The organism is Enterobacter sp. E20, from assembly GCF_000801755.2.
Classification (GTDB): domain Bacteria; phylum Pseudomonadota; class Gammaproteobacteria; order Enterobacterales; family Enterobacteriaceae; genus Enterobacter; species Enterobacter asburiae_B.
The window spans coordinates 1,415,784-1,440,375 of the sequence record NZ_CP012999.1; the positions used below are offsets into that span (position 1 = coordinate 1,415,784).

Sequence of the window (24,592 nt, forward strand, 5' to 3'; positions counted from 1 at the left end):
TTATCCTCGTAAGGTCGCGGTTAACCCTTTCTGGCAGGCATACTGCTGCGCGAAGTCCAGCAGGGCAGGGTTATCCAGCGGTTTGTCAGGGGCAGAGTAGGGTTGGCCGAGCAGGGTGTATTTGTTCATGCCCAGCGTGTGATACGGCAGAAAATGAATAACGTCGACGCCGAGCTCGTCGGCGGCGAAGTTGGTAATGGCGGTGATGGACGCTTCGTCAGCGTTAAAGCCCTGGATCAGCGGCACGCGGATGGTGATTTTTTTCCCGGCGGCGGCAAGGCGCTTCAGGTTATCCAGGATTCGCTTAGCCGAACCGTCCGTCCACTGTTTGAACACCTCACCGTCGACGTGCTTCAGGTCGGCGAGGAACAGATCGACGTAGGGTAATGACGGCTCGATGTAGTGCCACGGTACGTGAAGGCAGGTTTCCACGGCGGTGTGGATCCCCTGTTCGTGGCTGGCTTTAAACAGAGCGTGCGCCAGCTCAGGGTTCATAAACGGCTCGCCGCCGGAGAGGGTGATCCCGCCGCCGCTGCGGTCGTAGAAGGGTTTATCGCGCAGTACGGTCGCCATGATCTCCTCGACCTGCTGTTCTTCACCGCAGACGGTCAGCGCCTGCGTCGGGCAGCAGTCAGTAAGGACGTTGAGCGTGGCTTCGTCAAGCTTCTCGCGGTGGATAAGCAGGCCATTCAGCGCGCGTTCGATGCAGCCCGGTGCCGCCTGCTGGCACAGGTCGCAGCCGTCAAGACACAGGCGCGCATCAAACAGCACGTCCCGGCTGCGGGAGCGGCTTTCCGGGTTCTGGCACCAGCGACAGCCCAGCGAGCAGCCTTTCAGGAACACCACGGTTCTAATACCGGGGCCGTCGTGGGTAGAGTAACGCTGAATATTGAAGATCATGATTTCGCCTCTCGTATTGCATATGAAGATTAAATTACTTTCGAATGAAAGTTATCTTGATGCAGGTCAACTACTGAGCAGGTTTTGTCGTGATAGGGTAAGTGCAGGCTAAATTTGAGGGTGACATCATGGAACTTTATCTCGACACATCTGACGTTGCGGCAGTCAAAAAGCTGGCGCGCATCTTCCCGCTGGCGGGCGTAACCACCAACCCAAGCATTGTGGCGGCAGGTAAAACGCCGCTGGACGTTTTGCTGCCAGCGCTGCACGACGCGCTGGGCGGCAAAGGCCGTCTTTTCGCGCAGGTGATGGCGACCACCGCCGAAGGGATGGTGGAGGACGCGCGCAAGCTGCGCGCCATCATCAACGACCTGGTAGTAAAAGTGCCGGTGACCGCCGAAGGGCTGGCGGCGATCAAGATGCTGAAAGCGGAAGGGATCCCGACGCTGGGTACGGCGGTTTACGGTGCTGCGCAGGGGATGCTCTCCGCGCTGGCGGGCGCGGAATATGTGGCGCCTTACGTTAACCGCCTGGACGTGCAGGGCGGAGACGGGATCCAGACCGTGGTTGAACTGCAACAGCTGCTGACGCTGCACGCCCCGCAGTCAAAGGTGCTGGCCGCGAGCTTCAAAACGCCGCGTCAGGCGCTGGACTGCCTGCTGGCGGGCTGCGAGTCCATCACGCTGCCGCTGGACGTGGCGCAGCAGTTTATTACCTCTCCGGCCGTGGATGCGGCGATTGTGAAGTTTGAGCAGGACTGGCAGGGCGCGTTTGGACGGACGTCGATCTGACGGGTGCGGCCTGATGCCCTCACCCCAACCCTCTCCCACAGGGAGAGGGAGCACACACTAAAACGGCAACCTGAAGGTTGCCGTTTGCTTTAACCTCCGCAAACCTCACACCCCGGGTTACGCATCAGCTTCATTTCGCGGAACTGGCAGGTCATCGCGTCATACATCACGATTTTCCCCGCGGCAGGCGTGCCGTAGCGCGTCAGCACTTTGATCGCTTCCATCGCCTGCAGGGAGCCAATCACGCCGACCAGCGGCGCCATCACGCCCGCCTCAACGCAGGTCAGGGCGTTCTCGCCGAACAGACGGCTCAGGCAGCGGTAGCAGGGTTCGCCTTCCCCGTACGTGAAGACGCTGATTTGCCCCTCCATGCGGATCGCCGCGCCGGAGACCAGCGGGATTTTGTGGGCAAAACAGCCCGCGTTCAGCTGGTTACGGACCGTGACGTTATCGGTGCAGTCCAGCACCAGGTCATGCTGCGCAATCTGCGCCGACAGCGCCTCGTCATCCAGCATCGCGTCAATCAGGGTGAACTGAACGTTGGGGTTGATGCGCGCCAGCGCCGTGCGGGCAGAATCCACTTTAGGCTTTCCAACCGTCGCATCGCTGTGCAGCGTCTGGCGCTGGAGATTTGACACCGACACGGTATCAAAATCCAGCAGCGTCATTCTGCCCACGCCCGCCGCGGCAAGATACTGCGCGGCGGCGCAGCCCAGGCCGCCGAGCCCGACAACCAGCACGCTTGCTGCCTTAAGCGCTTCCTGGCCCTCGAAGTCAAACCCGCGCAGCACAATCTGGCGGTTGTAGCGCATCATCTCCGGGTCGCTCAGCTCCACCGTCATGTCAGCCTCCGAACAGGTGGTTAAAACGCTCGATCTCAACCCACTCGCCTGCTTCCACATTGCCGCGCTCGCGCTCCAGGACGATAAAGCAGTTGCCCTGGCTGAAGGAGCTGAAAATGTGTGAGCCCTGGTGTCCGGTAGTGCTCACTTCAAGCTCACCGTCCGCGTTGCGCGCCAGGATGCCGCGCTGGAAATCGAGGCGGCCCGGCGATTTTTTCAGGCGCGTGGCGGCGCGCACGCGCTGGCGTTCCGGCAGCGGGCTGGCGCTGTTGCCGGAAAGCTTCGCCAGCAGCGGGATCGCCAGCTGGTAGAAGGTGAGTGCCGCCGAGACCGGATTACCCGGCAGGCCACAGAACCAGCTGTGTTGCAGCTTGCCAAACGCGAACGGTTTGCCCGGCTTGATGGCCAGCTTCCAGAAGGCGATTTCGCCCAGCTCTTCAAGGATGGTTTTGGTGTAATCCGCTTCGCCCACGGAGACGCCGCCGGAGCTGATGACCACGTCGGCAGCGTTATCCGCCTCGATAAACGCGGCGCGCAGTTTTTCCGGATCGTCAGGAATAATGCCGAGGTTAATGACCTCGCAGCCCAGCTGCTCCAGCATCAGGTGTACCGCCAGGCGATTGGTGTCGTAAATCTGACCGTCCTGCAGCGGCTGGCCCGGAAGCTGAAGTTCGTCACCGGTGGAGAAGACGGCCACGCGCACTTTACGGATAACGTCGATTTCAGCCACGCCGAGCGACGCCAGCACCGGCAGCTCACCTGCCGTCAGCTTCTGTCCGGCGGCAAAGACCGTTGCGCCAAGGGTGATATCTTCGCCCGTGCGGCGGATGTTCTGGCCCGCTTTAACGTTCGCGGTAAAACGCACGCCGTCGTCGGTCTGTTCGGTCTCTTCCTGCATTACCACGGCGTCGCAGCCAGCCGGAACCGGCGCGCCGGTCATGATGCGTACGCAGGTGCCCGCAGGCCATTCACCGCTAAACGGCTGGCCCGCAAAGGCTTTACCCGCCACCGGCAGGGCGTTACCCGTCTGGAGATCCGCCAGGCGTACCGCGTAACCGTCCATCGCGGAATTATCAAACCCCGGCACGTTAAGCGGAGAGACAATATCGCGCGCGGCAATACGGCCAAAACAGCGCACGAGGGGCAGCGTCTCAACGTCATTCAGCGGGGAAACTCGGTCAAGCATCTGCGTGAGTGCCGTCTCAAGCGGCATCAGTCCGGCGGTAAAATCCATGGTGGGCTCCTGCGGAGTAACAACGAAAGCGGCCATTATGGCAGAAAAGTGCGGCTAACTGTATGACCCGATGGGTGTACGCTTTACATCACAGTTACGTCTTTCTATATTCAAAAATCATCTGAAGTTTCATCGACGATAATGATATTTATAGAAAAAGCCGCAAATCAGGCTAACGGGTGATGCGAATGGTTAATGCGGTAATCGCAATTCATGGTGGCGCCGGGGCAATCACCCGAGCACAGCTCAGTCCCGAGCAGGAAAAGCGCTATATCGACGCGCTGTACGCCATTGTGGAAACGGGTCAGAAAATGCTGGAAGCGGGCGAAAGCGCGCTGGACGTGGTCACCGAGGCGGTGCGCCTGCTGGAAGAGTGCCCCTTATTTAATGCGGGGATCGGCTCGGTCTTTACCCGGGATGAAACGCACGAGCTGGATGCCTGCGTGATGGACGGCGTCACCCTGAAAGCGGGCGCCGTAGCGGGCGTGAGCCATCTGCGCAATCCGGTGCTGGCCGCGCGTCTGGTGATGGAGGCGAGTCCGCACGTCCTGCTCACAGGGGCCGGGGCGGAGGCGTTTGCCTTCGAGCACGGGATGGAACCGGTATCGCCGGATCTGTTTTCCACGGAGGAGCGCTATCAGCAGCTGCTGGAGGCCCGTTCGGCGGGCATGACGCAGCTTGACCACAGTGCGCCGCTGGATGAAACCACCAAAATGGGCACGGTCGGCGCGGTGGCGCTGGATAAGGCCGGAAACCTCGCGGCGGCAACCTCAACGGGCGGGATGACCAACAAGCTGCCCGGACGCGTCGGCGATAGCCCGCTGCCGGGCGCCGGCTGCTACGCCAATAACGCGACGGCGGCGGTGTCGTGTACCGGCACCGGGGAAGTGTTTATCCGCGCCCTCGCGGCCTACGACATCACCGCGCTGATGGATTACGGCGGTTTAAGCCTCAGCGAAGCCTGCGAGCGCGTGGTGATGGAGAAACTGCCCGCCCTGGGCGGCGTTGGCGGGCTCATTGCGGTGGATCGTGAGGGCAACGTGGCTCTGCCATTCAACAGCGAAGGTATGTACCGCGCCTGGGGTTATGCCGGTGATGAGCCGAGCACGGGCATCTATCGTGAATAAGGGGGCAGCGCGTGCCGCACAGTGAAGAACTGGACAACCGCGAAGTGCTGGCTGTCCATCAGCTCAATATTGCGTTTCAGGAAGAGCGGCAGTTCATCCCCGCAGTAGAGAATTTATCGTTCACGCTCAGGCGCGGCGAGACGCTGGCGATAGTTGGCGAATCTGGTTCCGGTAAATCGGTCACCGCGCTGGCGCTGATGCGCCTGCTGGAACAGACGGGCGGGCAAATCAGCAGCGAGAAAATGCTCCTGCGCCGCCGTAACCGTCAGGTCATTGATTTAAATGAGCTAAGCGGTTCGCAGATGCAGGGCGTGCGCGGGGCGGATATTGCGATGATCTTCCAGGAGCCGATGACCTCCCTGAACCCGGTTTTCCCGGTTGGGGAACAAATCGCCGAGTCCATCCGCCTGCATCAGGGACTGAGCGGCGATGAAGCGCTCAAAGAGGCCCGACGGATGCTGGAGCTGGTGCGCATTCCGGAGGCGCAGGCCATTCTGGGTCGCTACCCGCATCAGCTTTCCGGCGGCATGCGCCAGCGGGTGATGATTGCCATGGCGCTCTCCTGCCGTCCGGCGGTGCTGATTGCCGATGAACCGACGACGGCGCTGGACGTGACGATTCAGGCGCAGATCCTGCAGCTCATTAAAGTGCTGCAGCAGGAGATGGAGATGGGGGTGATATTCATCACCCACGATATGGGCGTAGTCGCCGATATCGCCGATCGGGTGCTGGTGATGCACAAGGGCAGCGCGGTGGAAACCGGCCCGGTTGAGCAGATTTTTCATGTGCCCGAGCATCCTTACACCAAAGCGCTGCTGGCGGCGGTTCCGCGCCTGGGGGCGATGAACGGCAGCGATTTGCCGCGCCGCTTCCCGCTGATTTCTCTTGAGGCGTCTGAGCTGCAGGAGGAGGAGCGCGAGCAGGACACCGTGGTGCCGGGTAAGCCCATTCTGGAAGTGCGCGATCTGGTCACCCGTTTTCCGCTGCGAAGCGGCGTACTGAACCGCGTTAAGCGCGAAGTGCACGCGGTTGAAAACGTCAGTTTCGATCTTTGGCCGGGCGAAACGCTGGCGCTGGTGGGGGAGTCCGGCTGCGGTAAATCCACCACCGGGCGCGCGTTGCTCCGTCTGGTGGAATCACAGGAAGGCAGCATTACCTTTAACGGCGAGCGCATTGATACCCTTCCGGACAGCAGGCTGCAGGCGGTGCGGCGGGATATTCAGTTTATTTTCCAGGACCCGTATGCCTCCCTCGATCCGCGCCATACGGTGGGGTATTCGATCATGGAGCCGCTGCGGGTACATAACCTGCTCGACGGCGAAGCGGCCCAGCGTCGCGTGGCCTGGCTGCTGGAGCGCGTCGGCCTGAAGCCGGAGCACGCATGGCGTTATCCGCACGAGTTTTCCGGCGGACAGCGGCAGCGTATCTGCATCGCCCGCGCGCTGGCGCTGAACCCGAAAGTGGTGATTGCCGATGAATCCGTCTCGGCGCTGGATGTCTCTATCCGGGCGCAAATCATCAACCTGCTGCTGGATTTACAGCGGGATATGGGCATTGCCTTCCTGTTTATCTCGCACGATATGGCGGTGGTCGAGCGCATCAGTCATCGCGTGGCGGTGATGTTTATGGGGCAGATCGTGGAGATTGGGCCGCGAAGGGCGGTGTTTGAGAACCCTCAGCACCCGTACACCCGCAAGCTTATTGCGGCGGTCCCGGTTGCCGATCCGGCGCATCGTCACGGCCAGCGCGTGCTGCTGCAGGATGAAATGCCGAGCAATATTCATAAACGCGGCGAGGCCGTGGAGCGCGTGACGCTGCGCGAGGTCGGGCCGGGTCATTTCGTCGCTCCCCCGCGTCAGGACAACGCTTTTTCGCGGTTATAACTTACAACAGGCAGGAGAACACAATGGTTACATTTGTAGCGCGTAGATGGTTGTTAGCCGCGAGCGTGACGGCAGCCCTGGCCGCTGCCCCCGCGTTCGCTGCCAAAGACGTGGTGGTTGCCGTCGGCTCCAATTTCACCACGCTCGATCCGTATGACGCCAACGACACGCTCTCTCAGGCGGTGGCGAAATCGTTCTATCAGGGCCTGTTTGGCCTCGATAAAGAGATGAAGCTCAAAAACGTGTTGGCGGAGGGGTACACCGTGTCCGACGACGGGCTGGTGTATACCATCAAGCTCAGGACCGGCGTGAAGTTCCAGGACGGGACAGACTTCAATGCGGAGGCGGTGAAGGTTAACCTGGACCGCGCCAGCAATCCGGAAAATAGCCTCAAGCGCTATAACCTGTATAAAAATATCGCCAGCACCGAGGCGGTCGACCCGGCGACGGTCAAAATCACCCTGAAAGAGCCGTTCTCCGCGTTTATCAATATCCTGGCGCATCCGGCAACGGCGATGATTTCCCCTGCCGCGCTGAAAAAATACGGCAAGGAGATCGGTTTCCACCCTGTTGGCACCGGCCCTTACGAACTGCTCACCTGGAACCAGACCGATTTTGTGAAGGTGAAGAAATTCGCGGGATACTGGCAGCAGGGGCTGCCGAAGCTCGACACCATCACCTGGCGCCCGGTGGTGGACAACAACACCCGCGCGGCGATGCTGCAAACCGGCGAGGCGCAGTTTGCCTTCCCGATCCCTTACGAGCAGGCCGCCATTTTGCAGAAAAACAGCAAGCTGGAGCTGGTCGCCAGCCCGTCGATCATGCAGCGCTACATCAGCATGAACGTCACGCAAAAGCCGTTCGATAACCCGAAGGTGCGTGAAGCCATCAACTACGCCATTAACCGTCAGGCGCTGGTGAAGGTCGCCTTTGCCGGCTATGCCACTCCAGCCACCGGCGTGCTGCCGCCGGCGATCGCCTATGCGCAAAGCTATCAGCCGTGGCCGTACGATCCGGCTAAAGCGCGCGAGCTGCTGAAAGAGGCGGGCTTCCCGAACGGTTTCAGCACCACGCTGTGGTCCTCGCATAATCACAGTACCGCCCAGAAGGTGCTGCAGTTTACCCAGCAGCAGCTGGCGCAGGTGGGTATCAAGGTACAGGTCACCGCAATGGATGCGGGACAGCGTGCGGCAGAAGTGGAGGGGAAAGGCCAGAAAGAGAGCGGCGTGCGGATGTTCTACACCGGCTGGACGGCCTCGACCGGTGAAGCCGACTGGGCGCTGTCGCCGCTGTTTGCCTCACAGAACTGGCCGCCAACCCTGTTCAACACCGCGTTTTACAGCAACCCGCAGGTGGACAAAGACCTTGCCGATGCCCTGAAAACCACCAAACCGGAAGAGAAGGCGCGTCTCTATAAAGACGCGCAGGATATTATCTGGAAAGAGTCACCGTGGGTGCCGCTGGTGGTGGAGAAACTGGTGTCAGCCCATAACAAAGCGTTGACCGGGTTCTACATCATGCCGGACACGGGCTTTAGCTTTGACGATGCGGATTTAAAATAAACCTCATGCTGAATTATGTTTGTAAACGCCTGCTGGGGCTTATTCCGACGCTGCTGATTGTGGCGGTCCTGGTGTTTTTGTTTGTCCATATGCTGCCGGGCGATCCGGCGCGTCTGGTCGCCGGGCCTGAGGCGGATGCCACCGTTATTGACCTGGTGCGTAAGCAGCTTGGCCTCGACCAGCCGCTGTATATGCAGTTCATCCATTACATTTGCAACGTTCTGCAGGGCGATTTTGGTATCTCGATGGTGTCGCGCCGTCCGGTGTCGGAGGAGATTGCCAGCCGCTTTATGCCGACGTTCTGGTTAACGATAGCCAGCATGAGCTGGGCGGTCGTGTTCGGGCTTGGCGCCGGGATTATCGCGGCCGTCTGGCGCAACCGCTGGCCGGACAAGCTCGGCATGGCGCTGGCGGTGACCGGCATCTCCTTCCCGGCGTTCGCGCTGGGGATGCTGCTGATGCAGATCTTCTCCGTCGAACTGGGCTGGCTGCCGACCGTCGGGGCCGATACCTGGAAGCATTACATCCTGCCTTCCATGACGCTGGGCGCTGCCGTTTCGGCGGTAATGGCCCGCTTTACCCGCGCCTCGTTCGTTGACGTGCTGAGCGAAGATTATATTCGCACCGCGCGGGCGAAAGGGGTCAGCGAGAAGTGGGTCATTCTCAAGCACGGATTCCGCAATGCGATGATCCCGGTGGTGACGATGATGGGGCTGCAGTTTGGCTTTCTGCTCGGCGGCTCGATCGTCGTGGAAAAGGTCTTCAACTGGCCGGGGCTGGGACGCCTGCTGGTCGACTCCGTCGAGATGCGCGACTACCCGGTGATTCAGGCGGAAGTCCTGCTTTTCTCGCTGGAGTTTATTCTTATCAACTTAGTGGTGGACGTGCTCTACGCCGCCATTAACCCGGCCATCAGGTACAAGTAAGATGCGATTGTTGAACTGGCGACGTCAGGCCGTTTTAAACGCCATGCCGGGGCTGAAACCGGACCACGTCCGCACCCCGTGGTCTGAATTCTGGCGGCGTTTTCGTCGTCAGCCGGTCGCGATGACCGCGGGGCTGTTTGTGCTGCTGCTGATTGCGGTGGCGGTGATTGCGCCGTGGGTGGCGCCGTTTGATGCGGAAAACTATTTTGACTACGACCGTCTGAACGACGGACCGTCGATGCTGCACTGGTTCGGCGTGGACTCACTCGGGCGCGATATCTTTAGCCGCGTGCTGGTCGGGGCGCAGATCTCGCTTGCCGCCGGGGTGTTCGCGGTGCTGATCGGCGCGGCCATCGGTACCGTGCTGGGCCTCGTTGCCGGGTATTACGAAGGCTGGTGGGATCGCATCATCATGCGCATCTGCGACGTGCTGTTTGCTTTCCCCGGCATTTTACTAGCGATTGCCGTGGTGGCGATCATGGGCAGCGGCATGGCGAACGTCATCATTGCGGTCGCGGTCTTTTCGATTCCGGCCTTTGCCCGTCTGGTGCGCGGCAACACGCTGGTGCTGAAACAGCAGACCTTTATCGAATCCGCCCGCAGCATGGGGGCGAGCGACGCCACCATCCTGTTCAGTCATATTCTGCCGGGTACGGTGTCGTCCATCGTGGTCTATTTCACCATGCGTATCGGCGTGTCGATTATTTCGGCGGCCAGCCTGTCGTTTCTGGGGTTAGGCGCGCAGCCTCCGACCCCGGAGTGGGGCGCGATGCTGAACGAGGCGAGGGCGGATATGGTGATTGCGCCGCACGTGGCGATCTTCCCGAGTCTGGCGATTTTCCTGACCGTGCTGACGTTTAATCTGCTGGGGGACGGGCTGCGCGACGCGCTGGATCCGAGGATTAAGGGGTAGGTTTATTGCCCCTCACCCTAACCCTCTCCCCGGAGGGGAGAGGGGACTGCTCGGTGCGGTTTTCCCCCTCGCCCCTTTGGGGAGAGGGCCGGGGTGAGGGGAATGTAATTAAACCCGGCTACCCCACAGGTCATACTCGTCCGCGTTTTCAACCTTCACGCGAATAATATCACCCGGCTTAACGCTGGTTTCGCCGTTCAGGTACACCGCGCCGTCGATTTCCGGGGCGTCCGCCATGCTGCGGCCAATCGCGCCCTCTTCGTCAACTTCGTCGATAATCACCAGAATTTCGCGGCCCACTTTCTCCTGCAGACGCTCGGCAGAGATCTGCTGCTGCAGCTGCATGAAGCGGTTCCAGCGCTCTTCTTTCACCTCTTCCGGCACCTGGTCCGCCAGCTCGTTGGCGGTAGCGCCTTCAACCGGGCTGTACTTGAAGCAGCCTACGCGGTCCAGACGGGCTTCTTTCAGGAAGTCGAGCAGCATCTGGAAGTCTTCTTCGGTTTCACCCGGGAAGCCGACGATGAAGGTGGAGCGCAGGGTCAGATCCGGGCAGATTTCACGCCACTGCTTGATACGCGCCAGCTGGCGGTCAACGGAGCCAGGACGCTTCATCAGCTTCAGGATACGCGGGCTGGCGTGCTGCAGCGGGATATCCAGGTACGGCAGAATTTTGCCTTCTGCCATCAGCGGGATCACGTCGTCAACGTGCGGATACGGATAGACGTAGTGTAGACGCGTCCAGATACCGAGTTTAGACAGCTGTTCGCACAGGCCTACCATGCTGGTTTTCACCGGCTCGCCGTTGTGGAAACCGGAGCGGTGTTTAACGTCCACGCCGTAAGCCGAGGTGTCCTGGGAGATGACCAGCAGCTCCTTCACGCCCGCGTCGGCCAGACGTTTAGCTTCCGCCAGCACTTCGCCAATCGGACGGCTCACCAGATCGCCGCGCATGGACGGGATGATGCAGAAGGTGCAGCGATGGTTGCAGCCTTCGGAAATTTTCAGGTACGCGTAGTGGCGCGGCGTCAGCTTCACGCCCTGCTCTGGCACCAGGCTCAGGAACGGGTTGTGCTTTGGTTTTGGCACGTAGTGATGAACATGTTCCAGCACCTGCTCGTAGCTGTGCGGGCCGGTGATCTCCAGCACCTTCGGGTGCACTTCGCGGATCTGGTCTTCTTTCGCGCCCAGACAGCCGGTAACAATCACTTTGCCGTTTTCCGTCAGGGCCTCACCGATGGCTTCCAGTGATTCCTGAACCGCGCTGTCGATAAACCCGCAGGTGTTCACGATCACCATATCGGCGTTGTCGTAGCTTGGCACCACGTCATAGCCCTCGGTGCGCAGTTCGGTCAGGATGCGTTCGGAATCCACGAGGTTTTTCGGGCAGCCCAGGGAGACGAAGCCGATTTTCGGCTGGTGCGTAACATTGCTCATAGGTTAAAAATTCATCAATTATGGAGTTATCAGGGCGGGATTTTACAGCGTATCGCGGGGGATTTATACACTCTTTGCAAGGCGGATGCGCCGGGCAGACGTTGTAACATTGTAAATAATGTTAATCAGTTAATAAAAATTGATCCCAGGCATTAAACTGTACAAAAAATGTACTTATCCTGATTATGCACAATGGCTGACAGAGGAGGAAAGAGCATGACCGTTGACAGACTAAAACGCGATCTGCTTAACAAGCTGATCAACGCCCGAATCGACCTGGCCGCGTACCTGCAGTTGAGGAAGGCAAAAGGGTATATGTCAGTCAGCGAAAGCGAACATCTGCGTGATAACCTGTTTGAACTTTGCAATTTCATGCGTGAAAAAGCACCGACCCTGAAGGCGAAATACGGCGAAAGTGAGCTGATCGCCCTGCGCCGCGCCGCTGAGGTACTTTCCATCGCTGGGGTATGTTTGATGAACGGACGCCACGACTGCCCGAATTTTATCGCTGTTAACGCGGAGAAGCTTGAAAACTGCCTGACCACGCTCTCTCTATGCATCATGTGCCTGAACGAGCACGAGAAGCTTGAACAGCACTGACCCAGGGGGAGGCAACTCCCCCTTCTGATTAAGCTTTTGTAAAAGTGGTAACGCGCCCGGATGCAGTGGCTAACCTTTATGCCATATGCCGATAAAGGAGCGCGTTATGCCTCGATCCTCGCTAATTTCCCTGCCTGCGCTGTTCATTCCGTTTTCGCTTCTTGCTGCCCCGGAGGCGGTCAAGGTCGAGGTGCTGCAAAACAAACTCGATCATCCCTGGTCTCTGGCGTTTCTGCCGGACAATAAAGGCCTGCTGGTAACCCTGAAGGGCGGTCAGCTCAAACGCTGGCAGGCCGGAAAAGGGCTGTCCGATCCGATTGTCGGCGTGCCGAAGGTCTGGGCAAACGGTCAGGGAGGATTGCTGGACGTGGTCCTCGCCCCGGATTTTGAAAAATCACGCCGCATCTGGCTGAGCTTCGCCGAAGCCGGGAGTGACGGCAAGGCCGGAACGGCGGTGGGCTATGGCCGACTGAGTGACGATCTGACGCGCATTGAAGCCTTCCAGGTGGTGTTCCGCCAGATGCCGAAACTCTCCACCGGGAACCATTTTGGTGGGCGACTGGTATTCGACGGCAAAGGCTCGCTCTTTATCGGACTCGGCGAGAATAACCAGCGTCCGACGGCGCAGGATCTGGATAAATTGCAGGGTAAAGTGGTGCGCCTCACCGAAGACGGAAAAGTGCCGCCGGATAACCCGTTTGTGAATACCCCCGGCGCGCGACCCGAAATCTGGTCTTACGGCATTCGCAACCCGCAGGGGATGGCGATGAACCCCTGGAGCGACGCGCTGTGGCTGAACGAGCACGGTCCGCGCGGCGGGGATGAGATCAACATCCCGGAGAAAGGAAAGAACTACGGCTGGCCGCTGGCGACGCACGGCATTAACTATAGCGGTCTGAAAATTCCGGAAGCCAAAGGCGAGCACGTTGAGGGAACCGAAAAACCGCTGTTCGTCTGGAAAGTGTCGCCTGCCGTGAGCGGTATGGCGTTTTACAACAGCGACGTCTTCCCGCAGTGGAAAAACAAGCTGTTTATCGGCGCGCTGAAGGAAAAGGACGTTATCGTGCTGAGCGTGGACGGCAATAAGGTCACGGAGGACGGGCGAATTCTCGGCGACCGGGATAAACGTATTCGCGATGTGCGGGTGGGGCCGGACGGCTATTTATACGTTCTGACCGACGAGACGGACGGGCAGCTGTTAAAAGTCAGCCCGTCCGGTGCGTAATCAGGTGACCGGGATCATTACCACGTTGCGGTACGCCGGGCGATCGCTCAGCTGTTTTAGCCAGCGCTCAAGGTGAGGGCGCGGCGTCCACTTCAGGCCGAGGTTAGTCAGGTTCCAGACGAACGGCGCCACGGCAATATCGCCCACGCCGAACGCCTCACCGGAGAACCAGGCGTGCTTCGCCAGTTCGTCATCCATCATCGCAAACAGGTTTTCACACGCATCCTGAGCGGCATGAATGGCAGGGTAGTCGCGCTCGGCTTCAGGGGTTCTGACTAACCCCATCAGGATCACGCGGTGGGTTGGCGATAGCGTCTGGTTCGCCCAGTCCATCCACTTTTCACCCTGGGCGCGACGGGCCGGGCTTTCCACCCACAGGCGGCCCTGACCGTACTGAGCGGCGAGGTAACGGACAATGGTGTTGGATTCCCAAAGCGTCGCGTCGGTTTCATCATCGCGCAGCAGCGGCACCAGGCCGTTCGGGTTCATGGCCAGATAGTCGGCCTCTTTGTTCACGCCGAACGACATGCCGGCCATGATTTGATTGAACGGTAAATCCAGCTCTTCGAGCGTCCAGAGCACTTTCTTAACGTTGGTCGAGTTGTTCCTGCCCCATAGCGTAATCATATTTACTCCTGATGAGATGTGAATCCGGGTCAGCTTTCGCCATGGTGAGATAAACCTAACAATTACGCAACAGAAGACAAAAAAATCGTCTGAATCAAAGCGTATCTGAATGTTATTGCATAAACTTTAATAACTTTACCCTCGTTGGGTTTCTTTAACCGTTTTAGTGCGCTATTACTCATCGCTTCTTGCGACACGGTGATGTGACGTAATTTTTGAATGGACACTCGGGTGGCATTTATGACGCGTAAAATGACTTCTCTGCGCAGCCTTGCGACAGGCTCTGCGCTCCTTTTCCTGTTTGCACCAACGCTCTACGCAGCTGAACAGGCTGCGCCCGAAGCGCCGCCTGTGGATGCGCGCGCCTGGATCCTGATGGACTACTCCAGCGGTAAAGTGCTGGCGGAAGGCAACGCGGATGAGAAACTCGATCCGGCAAGCCTGACCAAAATCATGACCAGCTATGTGGTCGGCCAGGCGTTGAAAGCGGGCAAGATCAAGCTGGACGATATGGTCACCATCGGGAAAGATGCCTGGGCGACCGGCAACCCGGCGCTGCGGGGCTCTTCGGTGATGTTCCTGAAGCCTGGGGATCAGGTCTCCGTTTCCGATCTGAACAAAGGGGTAATTATTCAGTCGGGAAATGATGCGTGCATCGCGCTGGCCGATTACGTTGCCGGCAGCCAGGATTCTTTCATTGGCTTGATGAATGGCTACGCGCAGAAACTGGGCTTAACCAACACCACGTTCAAAACGGTTCACGGTCTGGATTCGCCGGGACAGTTCAGTACCGCGCGCGACATGGCGCTGCTGGGGAAAGCGCTGATCCACGACGTGCCGGATGAATACGCCATCCATAAAGAGAAAGAGTTTACCTTCAATAAAATCCGCCAGCCGAACCGCAACCGCCTGCTGTGGAGCAGCAACGTTAACGTGGACGGAATGAAGACCGGCACCACGGCGGGCGCGGGCTATAACCTGGTGGCCTCCGCGACCCAGGGCGACATGCGTCTGATTTCGGTGGTGCTGGGCACCAAAACCGACCGTATTCGCTTTAATGAGTCAGAAAAACTGCTGACCTGGGGCTTCCGCTTCTATGAAACCGTGACGCCGATTAAACCGGATGCCACGTTCGTCAGCCAGCGCGTCTGGTTTGGCGACAAGAGTGAAGTTAATCTCGGGGCGGGTGAAGGCGGCTCGGTGACCATTCCGCGCGGTCAGCTGAAAAACCTGAAGGCCAGCTATACCCTGACCGACCCGCAGCTTACGGCTCCGCTGAAAAAAGGCCAGGTGGTCGGGACGATTGATTTCCAGCTAAACGGTAAGTCGATTGAACAGCGTCCGCTGATTGTAATGGAAGCGGTGGAAGAGGGCGGCTTCTTCAGCCGGATGTGGGATTTCGTGATGATGAAATTCCACGGGTGGTTTGGCAGCTGGTTTAGCTAAGTTTTTTGCCGGGTGACGCTGCGCTTACCCGGCCTACGTTTTTTCTCCCTCTCCTGTGGGAGAGGGGCGGGGTGCGGGCATCAGACCGCACCCTCTTAATACATTAACTTCACCTGCTGCGCCTTCGCGTGGGCCACGATCTCGTCGTCCGGGCGGCAGTCGCTGACGATGGCATCGAACTGCGCCAGCTCGCCCATTCTTGCCGAACGCACCTTGCCAAACTTGCTGTGATCGACCACCAGCACATGATACTGCGCCGCGCTTAACGCCCAGTGCTTCACCGGTAATTCTTCCAGGTTAAAGCAGGTCGCACCCTGACGCACGTTGACGCCTGCGGCGGAATAAAACGCGATATCCGGGCAGAGATTGCTGAGCGTGTCCTGCAGGTTGAGCGGCTTAAAGATGGCGTTGCTGGCGTGAAACTCGCCGCCGCAGAGGATCACCCGGCACTCCGGTTTCTCCTGAAGCGCCAGAAAGGTGTTCAGGGAGTAGCACACGGCGGTAAAAGGGATGCTGCTGTCGATGGCTTCGATAATCCACGGCGTGGTGGTTCCGCAGTCAAAAAACAGCGTCTGGTGCGGCTGTACCAGTGAGGCCGCAAGCCGGGCGGCTTTGCGTTTCTCTTCCACCAGGCGCGTCTTCTGGTCGCTGATCAGATAATGGCTGGCGCTACGCGGCTCAAGCACAATATATCCGCCGAGCAGCACGACGGGCGCGCTTTCGCTGTTCAGATCCCGACGAATGGTCATCTCTGAGACGCCGAGGAGGTTGGCGGCTTCCTTAAGATGCAGCTTATCGCTGCGCTTCAGCGCCTGTAGCAGCTGAGCAATGCGGTCATCGCGACGTGTTTCCATAGTTCCTCGGGATAAAAAAGTGAACCCCCGCAGGGCGGGGGTTCAAGTGTAACCTGTCAGGTTGGGGTTAGTCACGTATCCAGCCTTTGCGGATCGGGATAGCGAAAATGGCGCGATAAAGCGAAGACAGCGTGCGGTAGAGCGCTTCACCGAAGAGGCTCCACAGGATAGCCGCGCTCACGCAGCCAATCAGCCCCACCAGGAAACCGCCCACCATATCCAGCGGCCAGTGAACGCCCAGGTAAACGCGAGACCAGGCGATAGCCAGGGCTGCCACCATCAGGACCGCACCGGACCACAGGCGATGCCAGAACAGGAAAGCCAGCGCGAAGGTAAAGATCACCGTTCCGTGATCGCTCGGGAACGAGTCATCCGGCGCGTGGTGCAGGAAGGTATAGCCGACGCGATCGACAAAAGGACGATCGTGCGGGAACGCATGGCCGAGAATGTAGCTGACCAGGACGCTTACCCCGAGCGCCATCGCGACTTTAATCACCAGCTGGCGCTGCGCCTTCACCTGGCTGCGGGGACCCCACAGCCAGAGAATCGCAGCCAGTGCAGGCACGATACTGATCAGATCTTTTGCCAGAAAGGTGGCAAAATCGATCGACCACTCAGGCGAGGCTGGCGTGGCGTTGATCAGATAAAACAGCTGATAATTCAGATTCTCTAACATAGCGTTATCACTCTTTAGCAAACCGGGTGGAAATAAGTCCGTAGACCACCACCTGGGAAAACCAGACCCACCACCCGGCCCACAGGTTGTGAGAGAAAAAATGCGCCCCGCGCATGACCTGGCCGTAGCCCATCGCCAGACCTAACACCACGCCCAGCGCGACGAAGCACCAGGCGAGACGTGGACGCTCGCGCCAGAAGGCAAAAAACAGCCCCATCACCATAAAGCCGCTGGAGGCATGACCGCCGGGAAAACAGCGCCCCGGACCGCTGTCAGCAGGGACGGCGCTGAACAGGGGATAAGACATAGCCTTACCGCCATATTCCACCAGATCCCACGGGCAGCTGTGATGGCTCACGCTTTTCAGCACGCCTACCACCAGCGCGCCAACGCCCATCAGCAGCGCCGCCGTCACCAGCCTTGCGTTGCGCTTGTAGGCGCCGTAAAACAGCGCCACGGCACCTAAGCCGATGGCGATGTACTTCGCCAGGCGGTGGTTCAGCAGATCCAGCAGGTGGTCCTTCTGCAGCGGAAAGCTCTGCGTTGCCGCGTCATACCAAAAGCCGGTGATCCACCTGTCGAGCGCTTCACTGCGCGATAGCCACGTAAAGACCACGGCAAGGGCAATCAGTACGAAAAGCTGATAACCATAAAAGCGGGTCGGCAAGCGGTAAAGTCGTTTTGTCTTATTTGTCTGTAAGTTAGACAATTCTGAACGGCTGGAGGTGAGTGCCATAATTTGGGATCGTTGACGAGTAATCGCGCTATCATAAAAGTGTCAACTTAAGGAAACCTTAAACGAAGACGATATGTGCTTTATTTCTGTTTATCCTCGATAAATCACTATCTCGGGCTGCGGCATTTCATTAAACTCGTCGCGATTTTGTCATTATAAAGAGATTGCATGTTAAACCGTTCTTCTTCTGGTTCACGTCTGGGTCGTCAGGCGTTGCTTTTCCCTCTGTGTCTGGTGCTCTACGAATTCTCTACCTATATCGGCAACGATATGATCCAGCCCGGTATGCTGGCCGTTGTGGCGCAGTACAACGCGGGTATTGAGTGGGTGCCGACCTCCATGACCGCCTATCTGGCCGGCGGCATGTTTTTACAGTGGCTGTTAGGCCCGCTGTCGGATCGTATTGGCCGTCGTCCGGTAATGCTGACGGGCGTGGTGTGGTTTATCGTCACCTGTCTCGCCACGCTGCTGGCGCAAAACATTGAACAATTTACCCTGCTGCGTTTCCTGCAGGGGGTGAGCCTGTGCTTTATCGGCGCCGTGGGGTATGCCGCCATTCAGGAGTCGTTTGAAGAGGCTGTGTGTATCAAAATTACCGCGCTGATGGCGAACGTGGCGCTGATCGCCCCCTTACTCGGGCCGCTGGTGGGTGCCGCGTGGGTGCACGTTGCGCCGTGGGAAGGGATGTTTGTGCTCTTTGCGCTTCTCGCCGCCTTCGCGTTCTTTGGCCTGCACCGGGCGATGCCAGAAACCGCTACCCGCATCGGCGAGAAACTCTCGCTGAAAGAGCTGGGTCGGGATTACAAAGAAGTGCTGAAGAACGGCCGCTTTGTGGCGGGCGCGCTGGCGACCGGGTTCGTTAGCCTGCCGCTGCTGGCGTGGATCGCGCAGTCGCCGGTCATTATCATCAGCGGTGAAAAGCTCAGCAGCTACGAGTATGGCCTGCTGCAGGTGCCGATCTTTGGCGCGCTGATTATCGGTAACCTGGTGCTGGCACGCCTGACGTCACGCCGCACCGTGCGTTCACTGATTATCATGGGCGGCTGGCCGATTGCGGCAGGGCTGATTCTGGCTGCGGTGGCGACCGTCGCGTCATCCCACGCCTACCTGTGGATGACGGCCGGGCTCAGCCTCTATGCCTTCGGAATTGGCGTGGCCAACGCCGGGCTGGTACGCCTGACGCTGTTTGCCAGCGAGATGAGTAAAGGCACGGTGTCAGCGGCGATGGGAATGCTGCAGATGCTGATTTTTACCGGCGGTATTGAAGTGAGCAAGCATGCCTACGCGATGGGCGGCAACGGGCTGTTCAGCCTGTTTAACCTCGCCAACGGCGCGCTGTGGGTCGGCCTGATGGTGGTGTTCCTGAAAGATAAACGCGTCGGGAACGCCCTGCAACCTTAATTCTTATTCCCTCTCCCTGTTAGTGAGCACGGAACAGCCCCTCTCGATCTGGGTGAGCACGGAACAAGTCCCCTCTCCCTGTGGGAGAGGGCTAGGGTGAGGGCACCAGACCGCACGCGGTCAATTAAACGGTGCCTCCCCGTTCAACACCTTCTCAATCACGTTTAAAACGCCTTCATCGTTATTGTGTGGCGCTTCAAAACGCGCCGCCTCTTTGATGTGCGGTCTGGCATTCGCCATCGCAAAGCTGAACCCGGACTGGCGCAGCATCTCCACGTCGTTGCCGCTGTCGCCGAAGGCCACCACTTCGCTATCGTCTATGCCCCAGCGCTTTTGCAGGATCCGCAGACCGTTAGCTTTGTGCACGCCGGGGATGATGAGGTCGATACTGCCGTGACCGGTGGTGACGGGCACCATGATGTCGCTCAGCTTTTCATGCAGCAGCGCCTGAATTCGCGGAATTTCATCGTCAGACACGTTAAGCCCGAACTTAAAGAAAATATCGTTCAGATTGTCGAAATCGCTGACCATTTCGAGGCGGTGGTAATACTTCGCCGCGATATCCTTAAAGCCCTCGTCATAGCATTTCAGCGTGTACGCGCTGCTTTTCCCGCAGGCGATGATCTCAATGCCCGGAACCTCGTTTAACACGTTCGCGACGGTCTCGAAATGGGCTTTCGACAGTTCACCGTTAAAGACATCTTCACCTTCGCTCACGACCCAGCCGCCGTTTTCGGCGACGAACGCGATTTCATGCGCTATCTCCGGGAAAAAGGAGATCAGCTGGTAATACTGGTTGCCGCTGGCGACCACGAAGCGAATGCCTTGCGCCTTCATGCGGGCGTACTGCGCCAGAAAGCGCGGCCGATTGTAGGTCTTGGCATCGCTCAGAAAAGTACCATCCATGTCGACGGCGATCAGTTTAACGCTCATATCCCTTCTCCAGTGTCGTTTGATTCGTTTCCGGCTTTGCCACCGCGCGCGCCACCAGCGCCGCGATGATGACTAACCCTAACACCACCAGCATGGCGCTGCGCAGCCCGTAGTGCTCGCCGAGGAAGCCGAGCAGCGGCGGCCCGACCAGGAAGGCGAGATAGCCCGTGGTTGCCACCACGCTGACGCGCGTCGGGGCATCCGGGCCGGTGTCGCTGGCGGCTGAAATGGTCAGCGGGAAGCCGAGCGACGCGCCCAGTCCCCAGAGGATCACCGAGACGCCGGCAATCCAGTCCACATCCACAAAGATGATCATCGCGATACCCAGGCCGCCCAGCAGGGCGCTGGCGCGCACCACCGCCACGCGGCTGTAGCGGTCGATAAACCAGCAGCCGGTGAAGCGACCTACGGTCATCCCCAGCGTAAACCCGGCGTAAATCAGCGAGCCGGAGGTCGGGCTAAAGCCGTGACCGTCCACCATCAGCAGCGGCAGCCAGTCGTTGGCGGAGCCTTCGGCGAACGCCATCGCCAGCACCACCACGCCGATCAGCATCAGCTGGAAGTCGCGGTAGAAGGGCAGCCCTTTTTCGGCCGAGTGCTGTTCGTCAGCGGAGTTTTTACCGGTGCCGTCCGGGATGGCCCGGATGCCGGTCAGGATCGGAATGATGCACACCAGCGCCGCCAGCAGGATATGCAGATTCGCGCTTACGCCGGTGGCCGTCAGCGCCATCCCCACGCCCGCACCGGCCAGCGTGCCAAGGCTGTAAAAACCGTGCATCATCGGCAGCACGGTTTTATTCATCTCACGTTCGACCGCCGCCCCTTCCACGTTGATGGCAACTTCCGCCGAACCGAAGCTGCCGCCAAATACCGTCAGGCCCAGGGCGAACAGCACCGGCGAGGCAAACCACAGCGCCACGCTCAATATGCCCATCCCGAACACGGCAAAGCACATGGTGGTGCGGATCACCGCCCGAGTACCGAAGCGTTTTACCAGCCACGCGGAGCAGAGAATGCCGCTCATGGAGCCTATCGACAGGCCGAACAGCACGATGCCCATCTCGGCGGTAGAAACGGACAAAATATCGCGAATGGCGGGGGTGCGCGTGGCCCAGGAGGCCATCAGCAGGCCGGGAATGAAGAAGAACATAAACAGCGCCCACAGGCGTCGCTGCAGGGCTTTACGGGGAGAGGTCAGCGTCATTGGGGTAGCACCAGCAGTACAACAATAGCGACAACACTAGCAAGTTTGTGTACATTTGTACACAAACCACGTGAGGAATTTATGAGCAGACCACCGAACGATCCGCATCGCCGGGAGAAGATCCTGCAGGCAGCGCTCGATACCATCGCCGAACACGGCATTCACGCCGTCACGCACCGTAAAATCGCCACCTGCGCGGGCGTGCCGCTGGGGTCGATGACCTACTATTTCGACGGCATGGAGCCGCTGCTGGAGGAGGCCTTCACGTGGTTTACCCGGCAGATGTCGCAGCAGTACCGGGATTTCTTTGCGGGCGTCACCGGGCCGGAAATGGCGTGCGAATCCATCACCACCCTGATCCACAGCTCGCAGGTGACCACGCCGCACAACATGGCGCTGATGTATCAGCTCTACGCCTTTATGCACCGCAGCGCGGCGCTCAAAACGGTGATGCAGGACTGGATGAAAATGAGCCAGACCACGCTGGAGCAGTGGTTCGACCCGGTTACCACCCGCGCGCTGGACGCGTTTATCGAAGGGATGACGCTGCACTATGTCACCGACCGGGCGCCGTTAACCCGGGAGGAGATCCGGGCGATGGTGGGGAGAATTGCGGGCGAGGGTGGCCGCTAGGTTGCGCCCGCGGTCATATTGACGGTGGTTCCCGTCATAGCGCCTGCCGCATCTGAGGCCAGAAACGTAATCGTGTCTGCCACCTGTGCCAGCGTCGGCAGGCGACGCGTCAGGGTGCTTTGCGCGGCACCGCTGAGAAACTGCTCAACCGTAATCCCCATCGTCTGCGCCCTGGCGGCGAAAATGGCTCCCACATACGAACCCGCCTGCACCGCGTCGGCTATCGCGTGCGAACGCACGCACAGTACGCGAATATTGTGTGTCCCAAGTTCCGCCGCCAGCGCCCGGGTCAAGGCTTCCGTTCCCGCGCAGCCGACGATATGCCCGAGGTGGCCCGCGATCGTCATGTTCGCGGCAGGCGCGACGACGGTAATAATGACTCCACCATGCTCGCCGCCCATGCGGGGCGACACGGCTTTCGCAATGTTAAAGTAGGCGGCCAGGAAGGGATCAAAACCCTGCCTGAACTCATCGAGCGTTAACGCCTCAAGGCGTTTGCCCTGATCGTGCATAAAGCCCGTGGCGTTGACGACGATATCAATGCGGGCAAGGTCCGGGAGCTGCGAGGACTCCTCGAGCGCATCGAAAACAAACGTGCTGGCAGACCCTCCGGCGGCGCGAATACGGCTGGCGACCTGCTCCAGCCTGGCGTGGTCGCGTGCGGCGAGGTACACATCCGCCCCTTCACGCGCCAGAGCGTGCGCCACTGAACTGCCGATGGCGCCGCTGCCGCCGAAGATGACGGCGGTTTTGTTCTTAAAGCCCATAGCTGCATACCCTCACCAGGATTAACCCTCAGAAGTATGTGCCGGGTTTCGGCTGATGCAACCTGGCAGATGGGTGGGGTATGCGGCTGGAAGGCCTTACTGCGCCATTATCAACGGGTTACTTTGGCGAGATTTTTTTGCCGCTGGCGTCCACGACGGCTTCACCATCCTCTTTCGTAAACGCCCCTTTCTGCACATCCGGCAGGATGTCGAGGACGACTTCAGACGGTCGGCACAGGCGGGTGCCCAGCGGCGTCACCACGATCGGACGGTTAATCAGGATCGGGTGCTGCAGCATAAAATCAATAAGCTGGTCGTCGGTGAACTTATCGTCGGCAAGGCCGAGCTGTTCATAGGGCTCCACGTTTTTACGCAGCAGATCCCGCACTGAAATGCCCATCTTGGCAATCAGGGTGGTCAGCTTATCGCGCGACGGCGGGGTTTCCAGATAAAGGATAATCTCTGGCTCCGTGCCGCTGTTGCGGATCATCTCCAGCGTGTTGCGCGAGGTTCCGCAGGCCGGGTTGTGATAAATGGTGATGTGGCTCATATCAGTGGCTCATTACAGTGTGAAGGAGAGACGTAGCGCCAGCGCGGCGAGCGTCACAAACAGGACCGGCAGCGTCATAACGATGCCCGTCCGGAAATAGTAGCCCCAGGTGATCGTCATGTTTTTCTGCGCCAGCACGTGGAGCCAGAGCAGGGTGGCGAGGCTGCCGATAGGCGTGATTTTCGGTCCCAGATCGCAGCCAATCACGTTGGCGTAAATCATCGCTTCCTTGATCAGTCCTGTCGCCGTACTGCCCTCGATGGAGAGCGCGCCAATCAGCACCGTGGGCATATTGTTCATTATGGATGACAGAAACGCGGTGATGAACCCGGTTCCCAGCGTGGTGGCCCACAGCCCGTGTCCGGCCAGGCTATCCAGTACGCCTGTGAGAGAGTCCGTCAGCCCGGCATTGCGCAGGCCGTACACCACCAGATACATCCCCAGCGAAAAGATAACGATCTGCCACGGCGCGCCGCGCAGCACTTTTCCGGTGTTTATCGCATGTCCACGTTTTGCGACAGCGAATAAAATCAGCGCGCCGACGGTCGCGATGGCGCTGACCGGAATGCCGAGAGGTTCAAGCACAAAGAAACCGACGAGCAGAAGGAGCAGGACGATCCAGCCCGTTCTGAACGTCGGGAGGTCGTGAATGGCCCGCGCGGGCTCGCGGAGTTTTGCCAGGTCATATTCAGGGGGGATTTCCTTGCGAAAGAACAGATGCAGCATCACCAGCGTTGCGGCAATCGCGGCGATATCTACCGGGATCATCACCGAGGCGTACTCGCTGAACCCCAGCTTAAAGAAGTCTGCCGACACGATGTTGACCAGGTTGGACACAATCAGCGGCAGGCTGGCGGTATCGGCGATAAAGCCCGCCGCCATCACAAACGCCAGCGTGGCCTGCTTGCTGAACCCCAGCGCCAGCAGCATGGCGATCACGATAGGGGTCAGGATCAGCGCCGCACCGTCATTGGCAAACAGCGCCGCCACGGCTGCGCCCAGCAGCACGATATACGTAAACAGCAATCGCCCGCGACCGTTCCCCCAGCGGGCAACGTGCAGCGCCGCCCACTCGAAAAAGCCGGACTCATCCAGCAGCAGGCTGATGATGATGACGGCAATGAACGTTGCCGTGGCGTTCCAGACGATATTCCACACGACCGGAATATCGTTAATGTGAATCACGCCGCTGGCCAGCGCCAGTACGGCGCCGATAGTCGCGCTCCAGCCGATACTGAGCCCTTTGGGCTGCCAGATGACCAGTACCAGCGTAAACAGAAAAATAGCCCCTGCCAGAAACATCTTCTACTCCGTTATATCTGTTTTTG

Annotated in this window: 24 protein-coding genes; 11 read left to right on the forward strand and 13 right to left on the reverse strand. The window is 59.2% G+C overall.

Annotation, left to right across the window (positions count from 1 at the left end):
• Positions 1–900, reverse strand: coding sequence for a glycyl-radical enzyme activating protein (locus NI40_RS06580; RefSeq protein WP_039261446.1), 900 nt, complete (start codon positions 898–900; stop codon positions 1–3).
• 128 nt (positions 901–1,028) lie between these two features.
• On the opposite strand from NI40_RS06580, the gene fsa reads away from it, so the two are divergent.
• Positions 1,029–1,691, forward strand: a complete 663-nt coding sequence (fsa, locus tag NI40_RS06585; protein WP_039261448.1) for a fructose-6-phosphate aldolase — start codon at positions 1,029–1,031, stop codon at positions 1,689–1,691.
• Positions 1,692–1,780: 89 nt separating this feature from the next.
• Here fsa and moeB read toward each other — a convergent pair whose 3' ends face one another.
• Both moeB and moeA read right to left on the reverse strand, forming a co-directional pair.
• Complete coding sequence (moeB, locus tag NI40_RS06590) at positions 1,781–2,533, reverse strand: molybdopterin-synthase adenylyltransferase MoeB (protein ID WP_039261450.1); 753 nt, start codon at positions 2,531–2,533, stop codon at positions 1,781–1,783.
• 1 nt (position 2,534) lies between these two features.
• Positions 2,535–3,767 (reverse strand): molybdopterin molybdotransferase MoeA, encoded by a 1,233-nt coding sequence (moeA, locus tag NI40_RS06595; RefSeq protein ID WP_039261452.1) that lies wholly within the window; start codon positions 3,765–3,767, stop codon positions 2,535–2,537.
• Between the two features lie 188 nt (positions 3,768–3,955).
• Between moeA and iaaA the strand changes: the two genes are divergently transcribed.
• Genes iaaA through gsiD form a run of 5 tightly spaced genes read left to right on the forward strand, consistent with a single transcriptional unit; the run spans position 3,956 to position 10,178 of the window.
• A complete protein-coding gene (gene iaaA / locus NI40_RS06600; protein WP_039262115.1) occupies positions 3,956–4,894 on the forward strand; it encodes a beta-aspartyl-peptidase in 939 nt (312 codons plus the stop codon).
• An 11-nt stretch (positions 4,895–4,905) separates the two neighbouring features.
• The gene (gene gsiA / locus NI40_RS06605; RefSeq protein ID WP_039261454.1) at positions 4,906–6,777 is read left to right on the forward strand and encodes a glutathione ABC transporter ATP-binding protein GsiA; all 1,872 of its coding nucleotides are present in this window, start codon (positions 4,906–4,908) and stop codon (positions 6,775–6,777) included.
• A gap of 23 nt (positions 6,778–6,800) precedes the next feature.
• Positions 6,801–8,339 carry a glutathione ABC transporter substrate-binding protein GsiB gene (gene gsiB, locus NI40_RS06610; protein WP_039261456.1) on the forward strand — a complete coding sequence of 513 codons (1,539 nt, stop codon included), beginning with the start codon at positions 6,801–6,803 and terminating at the stop codon, positions 8,337–8,339.
• A 5-nt stretch (positions 8,340–8,344) separates the two neighbouring features.
• On the forward strand, positions 8,345–9,265 hold the full coding sequence (gsiC, locus tag NI40_RS06615) for a glutathione ABC transporter permease GsiC (RefSeq protein WP_023310911.1): 921 nt from the start codon (positions 8,345–8,347) through the stop codon (positions 9,263–9,265).
• Position 9,266: 1 nt separating this feature from the next.
• Positions 9,267–10,178, forward strand: a complete 912-nt coding sequence (gsiD, locus tag NI40_RS06620; RefSeq protein WP_039261458.1) for a glutathione ABC transporter permease GsiD — start codon at positions 9,267–9,269, stop codon at positions 10,176–10,178.
• Between the two features lie 108 nt (positions 10,179–10,286).
• Here gsiD and rimO read toward each other — a convergent pair whose 3' ends face one another.
• Positions 10,287–11,612 carry a 30S ribosomal protein S12 methylthiotransferase RimO gene (gene rimO / locus NI40_RS06625; protein ID WP_039261460.1) on the reverse strand — a complete coding sequence of 442 codons (1,326 nt, stop codon included), beginning with the start codon at positions 11,610–11,612 and terminating at the stop codon, positions 10,287–10,289.
• Between the two features lie 216 nt (positions 11,613–11,828).
• Here rimO and bssR point away from each other — a divergent pair, with 216 nt between their 5' ends.
• Both bssR and NI40_RS06635 read left to right on the forward strand, forming a co-directional pair.
• Positions 11,829–12,212 (forward strand): biofilm formation regulator BssR, encoded by a 384-nt coding sequence (gene bssR, locus NI40_RS06630; RefSeq protein WP_023310914.1) that lies wholly within the window; start codon positions 11,829–11,831, stop codon positions 12,210–12,212.
• Positions 12,213–12,318: 106 nt separating this feature from the next.
• Positions 12,319–13,437 (forward strand): PQQ-dependent sugar dehydrogenase, encoded by a 1,119-nt coding sequence (locus NI40_RS06635; protein ID WP_039261463.1) that lies wholly within the window; start codon positions 12,319–12,321, stop codon positions 13,435–13,437.
• Here the strand turns inward: NI40_RS06635 and NI40_RS06640 are convergent, their stop codons facing one another.
• A complete protein-coding gene (locus tag NI40_RS06640; protein ID WP_039261465.1) occupies positions 13,438–14,064 on the reverse strand; it encodes a glutathione S-transferase family protein in 627 nt (208 codons plus the stop codon).
• Between the two features lie 240 nt (positions 14,065–14,304).
• Here NI40_RS06640 and dacC point away from each other — a divergent pair, with 240 nt between their 5' ends.
• On the forward strand, positions 14,305–15,510 hold the full coding sequence (dacC, locus tag NI40_RS06645; RefSeq protein ID WP_032661393.1) for a serine-type D-Ala-D-Ala carboxypeptidase: 1,206 nt from the start codon (positions 14,305–14,307) through the stop codon (positions 15,508–15,510).
• A 95-nt stretch (positions 15,511–15,605) separates the two neighbouring features.
• Here the strand turns inward: dacC and deoR are convergent, their stop codons facing one another.
• From deoR to NI40_RS06660, 3 genes are all read right to left on the reverse strand, one after another.
• Positions 15,606–16,364: a DNA-binding transcriptional repressor DeoR gene (gene deoR / locus NI40_RS06650; RefSeq protein ID WP_008503427.1), complete on the reverse strand. Its 759-nt coding sequence runs from the start codon at positions 16,362–16,364 to the stop codon at positions 15,606–15,608.
• A gap of 67 nt (positions 16,365–16,431) precedes the next feature.
• The gene (gene ybjG / locus NI40_RS06655; protein WP_039261467.1) at positions 16,432–17,040 is read right to left on the reverse strand and encodes an undecaprenyl-diphosphate phosphatase; all 609 of its coding nucleotides are present in this window, start codon (positions 17,038–17,040) and stop codon (positions 16,432–16,434) included.
• A 7-nt stretch (positions 17,041–17,047) separates the two neighbouring features.
• Positions 17,048–17,776 (reverse strand): phosphatase PAP2 family protein, encoded by a 729-nt coding sequence (locus NI40_RS06660; RefSeq protein ID WP_039261468.1) that lies wholly within the window; start codon positions 17,774–17,776, stop codon positions 17,048–17,050.
• A gap of 168 nt (positions 17,777–17,944) precedes the next feature.
• Between NI40_RS06660 and NI40_RS06665 the strand changes: the two genes are divergently transcribed.
• Complete coding sequence (locus NI40_RS06665) at positions 17,945–19,177, forward strand: MFS transporter (protein WP_039261470.1); 1,233 nt, start codon at positions 17,945–17,947, stop codon at positions 19,175–19,177.
• A 120-nt stretch (positions 19,178–19,297) separates the two neighbouring features.
• Here the strand turns inward: NI40_RS06665 and NI40_RS06670 are convergent, their stop codons facing one another.
• A complete protein-coding gene (locus tag NI40_RS06670; RefSeq protein ID WP_033145033.1) occupies positions 19,298–20,110 on the reverse strand; it encodes a Cof-type HAD-IIB family hydrolase in 813 nt (270 codons plus the stop codon).
• Complete coding sequence (locus NI40_RS06675) at positions 20,100–21,314, reverse strand: MFS transporter (protein ID WP_039261473.1); 1,215 nt, start codon at positions 21,312–21,314, stop codon at positions 20,100–20,102. Before NI40_RS06675 ends, NI40_RS06670 begins: the two co-directional genes overlap by 11 nt.
• Positions 21,315–21,395: 81 nt before the next feature.
• Here NI40_RS06675 and NI40_RS06680 point away from each other — a divergent pair, with 81 nt between their 5' ends.
• Positions 21,396–21,947, forward strand: a complete 552-nt coding sequence (locus NI40_RS06680) for a TetR/AcrR family transcriptional regulator (RefSeq protein ID WP_039261475.1) — start codon at positions 21,396–21,398, stop codon at positions 21,945–21,947.
• On the opposite strand, the gene NI40_RS06685 is transcribed toward NI40_RS06680, so the two are convergent.
• The 3 genes from NI40_RS06685 to NI40_RS06695 form a co-directional block, all read right to left on the reverse strand.
• Positions 21,944–22,714, reverse strand: a complete 771-nt coding sequence (locus tag NI40_RS06685; protein ID WP_039261477.1) for an SDR family NAD(P)-dependent oxidoreductase — start codon at positions 22,712–22,714, stop codon at positions 21,944–21,946. The two genes, NI40_RS06680 and NI40_RS06685, sit on opposite strands and share 4 nt — an antisense overlap.
• A gap of 118 nt (positions 22,715–22,832) precedes the next feature.
• Positions 22,833–23,264: a glutaredoxin-dependent arsenate reductase gene (arsC, locus tag NI40_RS06690; protein ID WP_039261479.1), complete on the reverse strand. Its 432-nt coding sequence runs from the start codon at positions 23,262–23,264 to the stop codon at positions 22,833–22,835.
• 12 nt (positions 23,265–23,276) lie between these two features.
• Positions 23,277–24,566 carry an arsenic transporter gene (locus NI40_RS06695; RefSeq protein ID WP_039261482.1) on the reverse strand — a complete coding sequence of 430 codons (1,290 nt, stop codon included), beginning with the start codon at positions 24,564–24,566 and terminating at the stop codon, positions 23,277–23,279.
• Positions 24,567–24,592 lie beyond the last annotated feature (26 nt).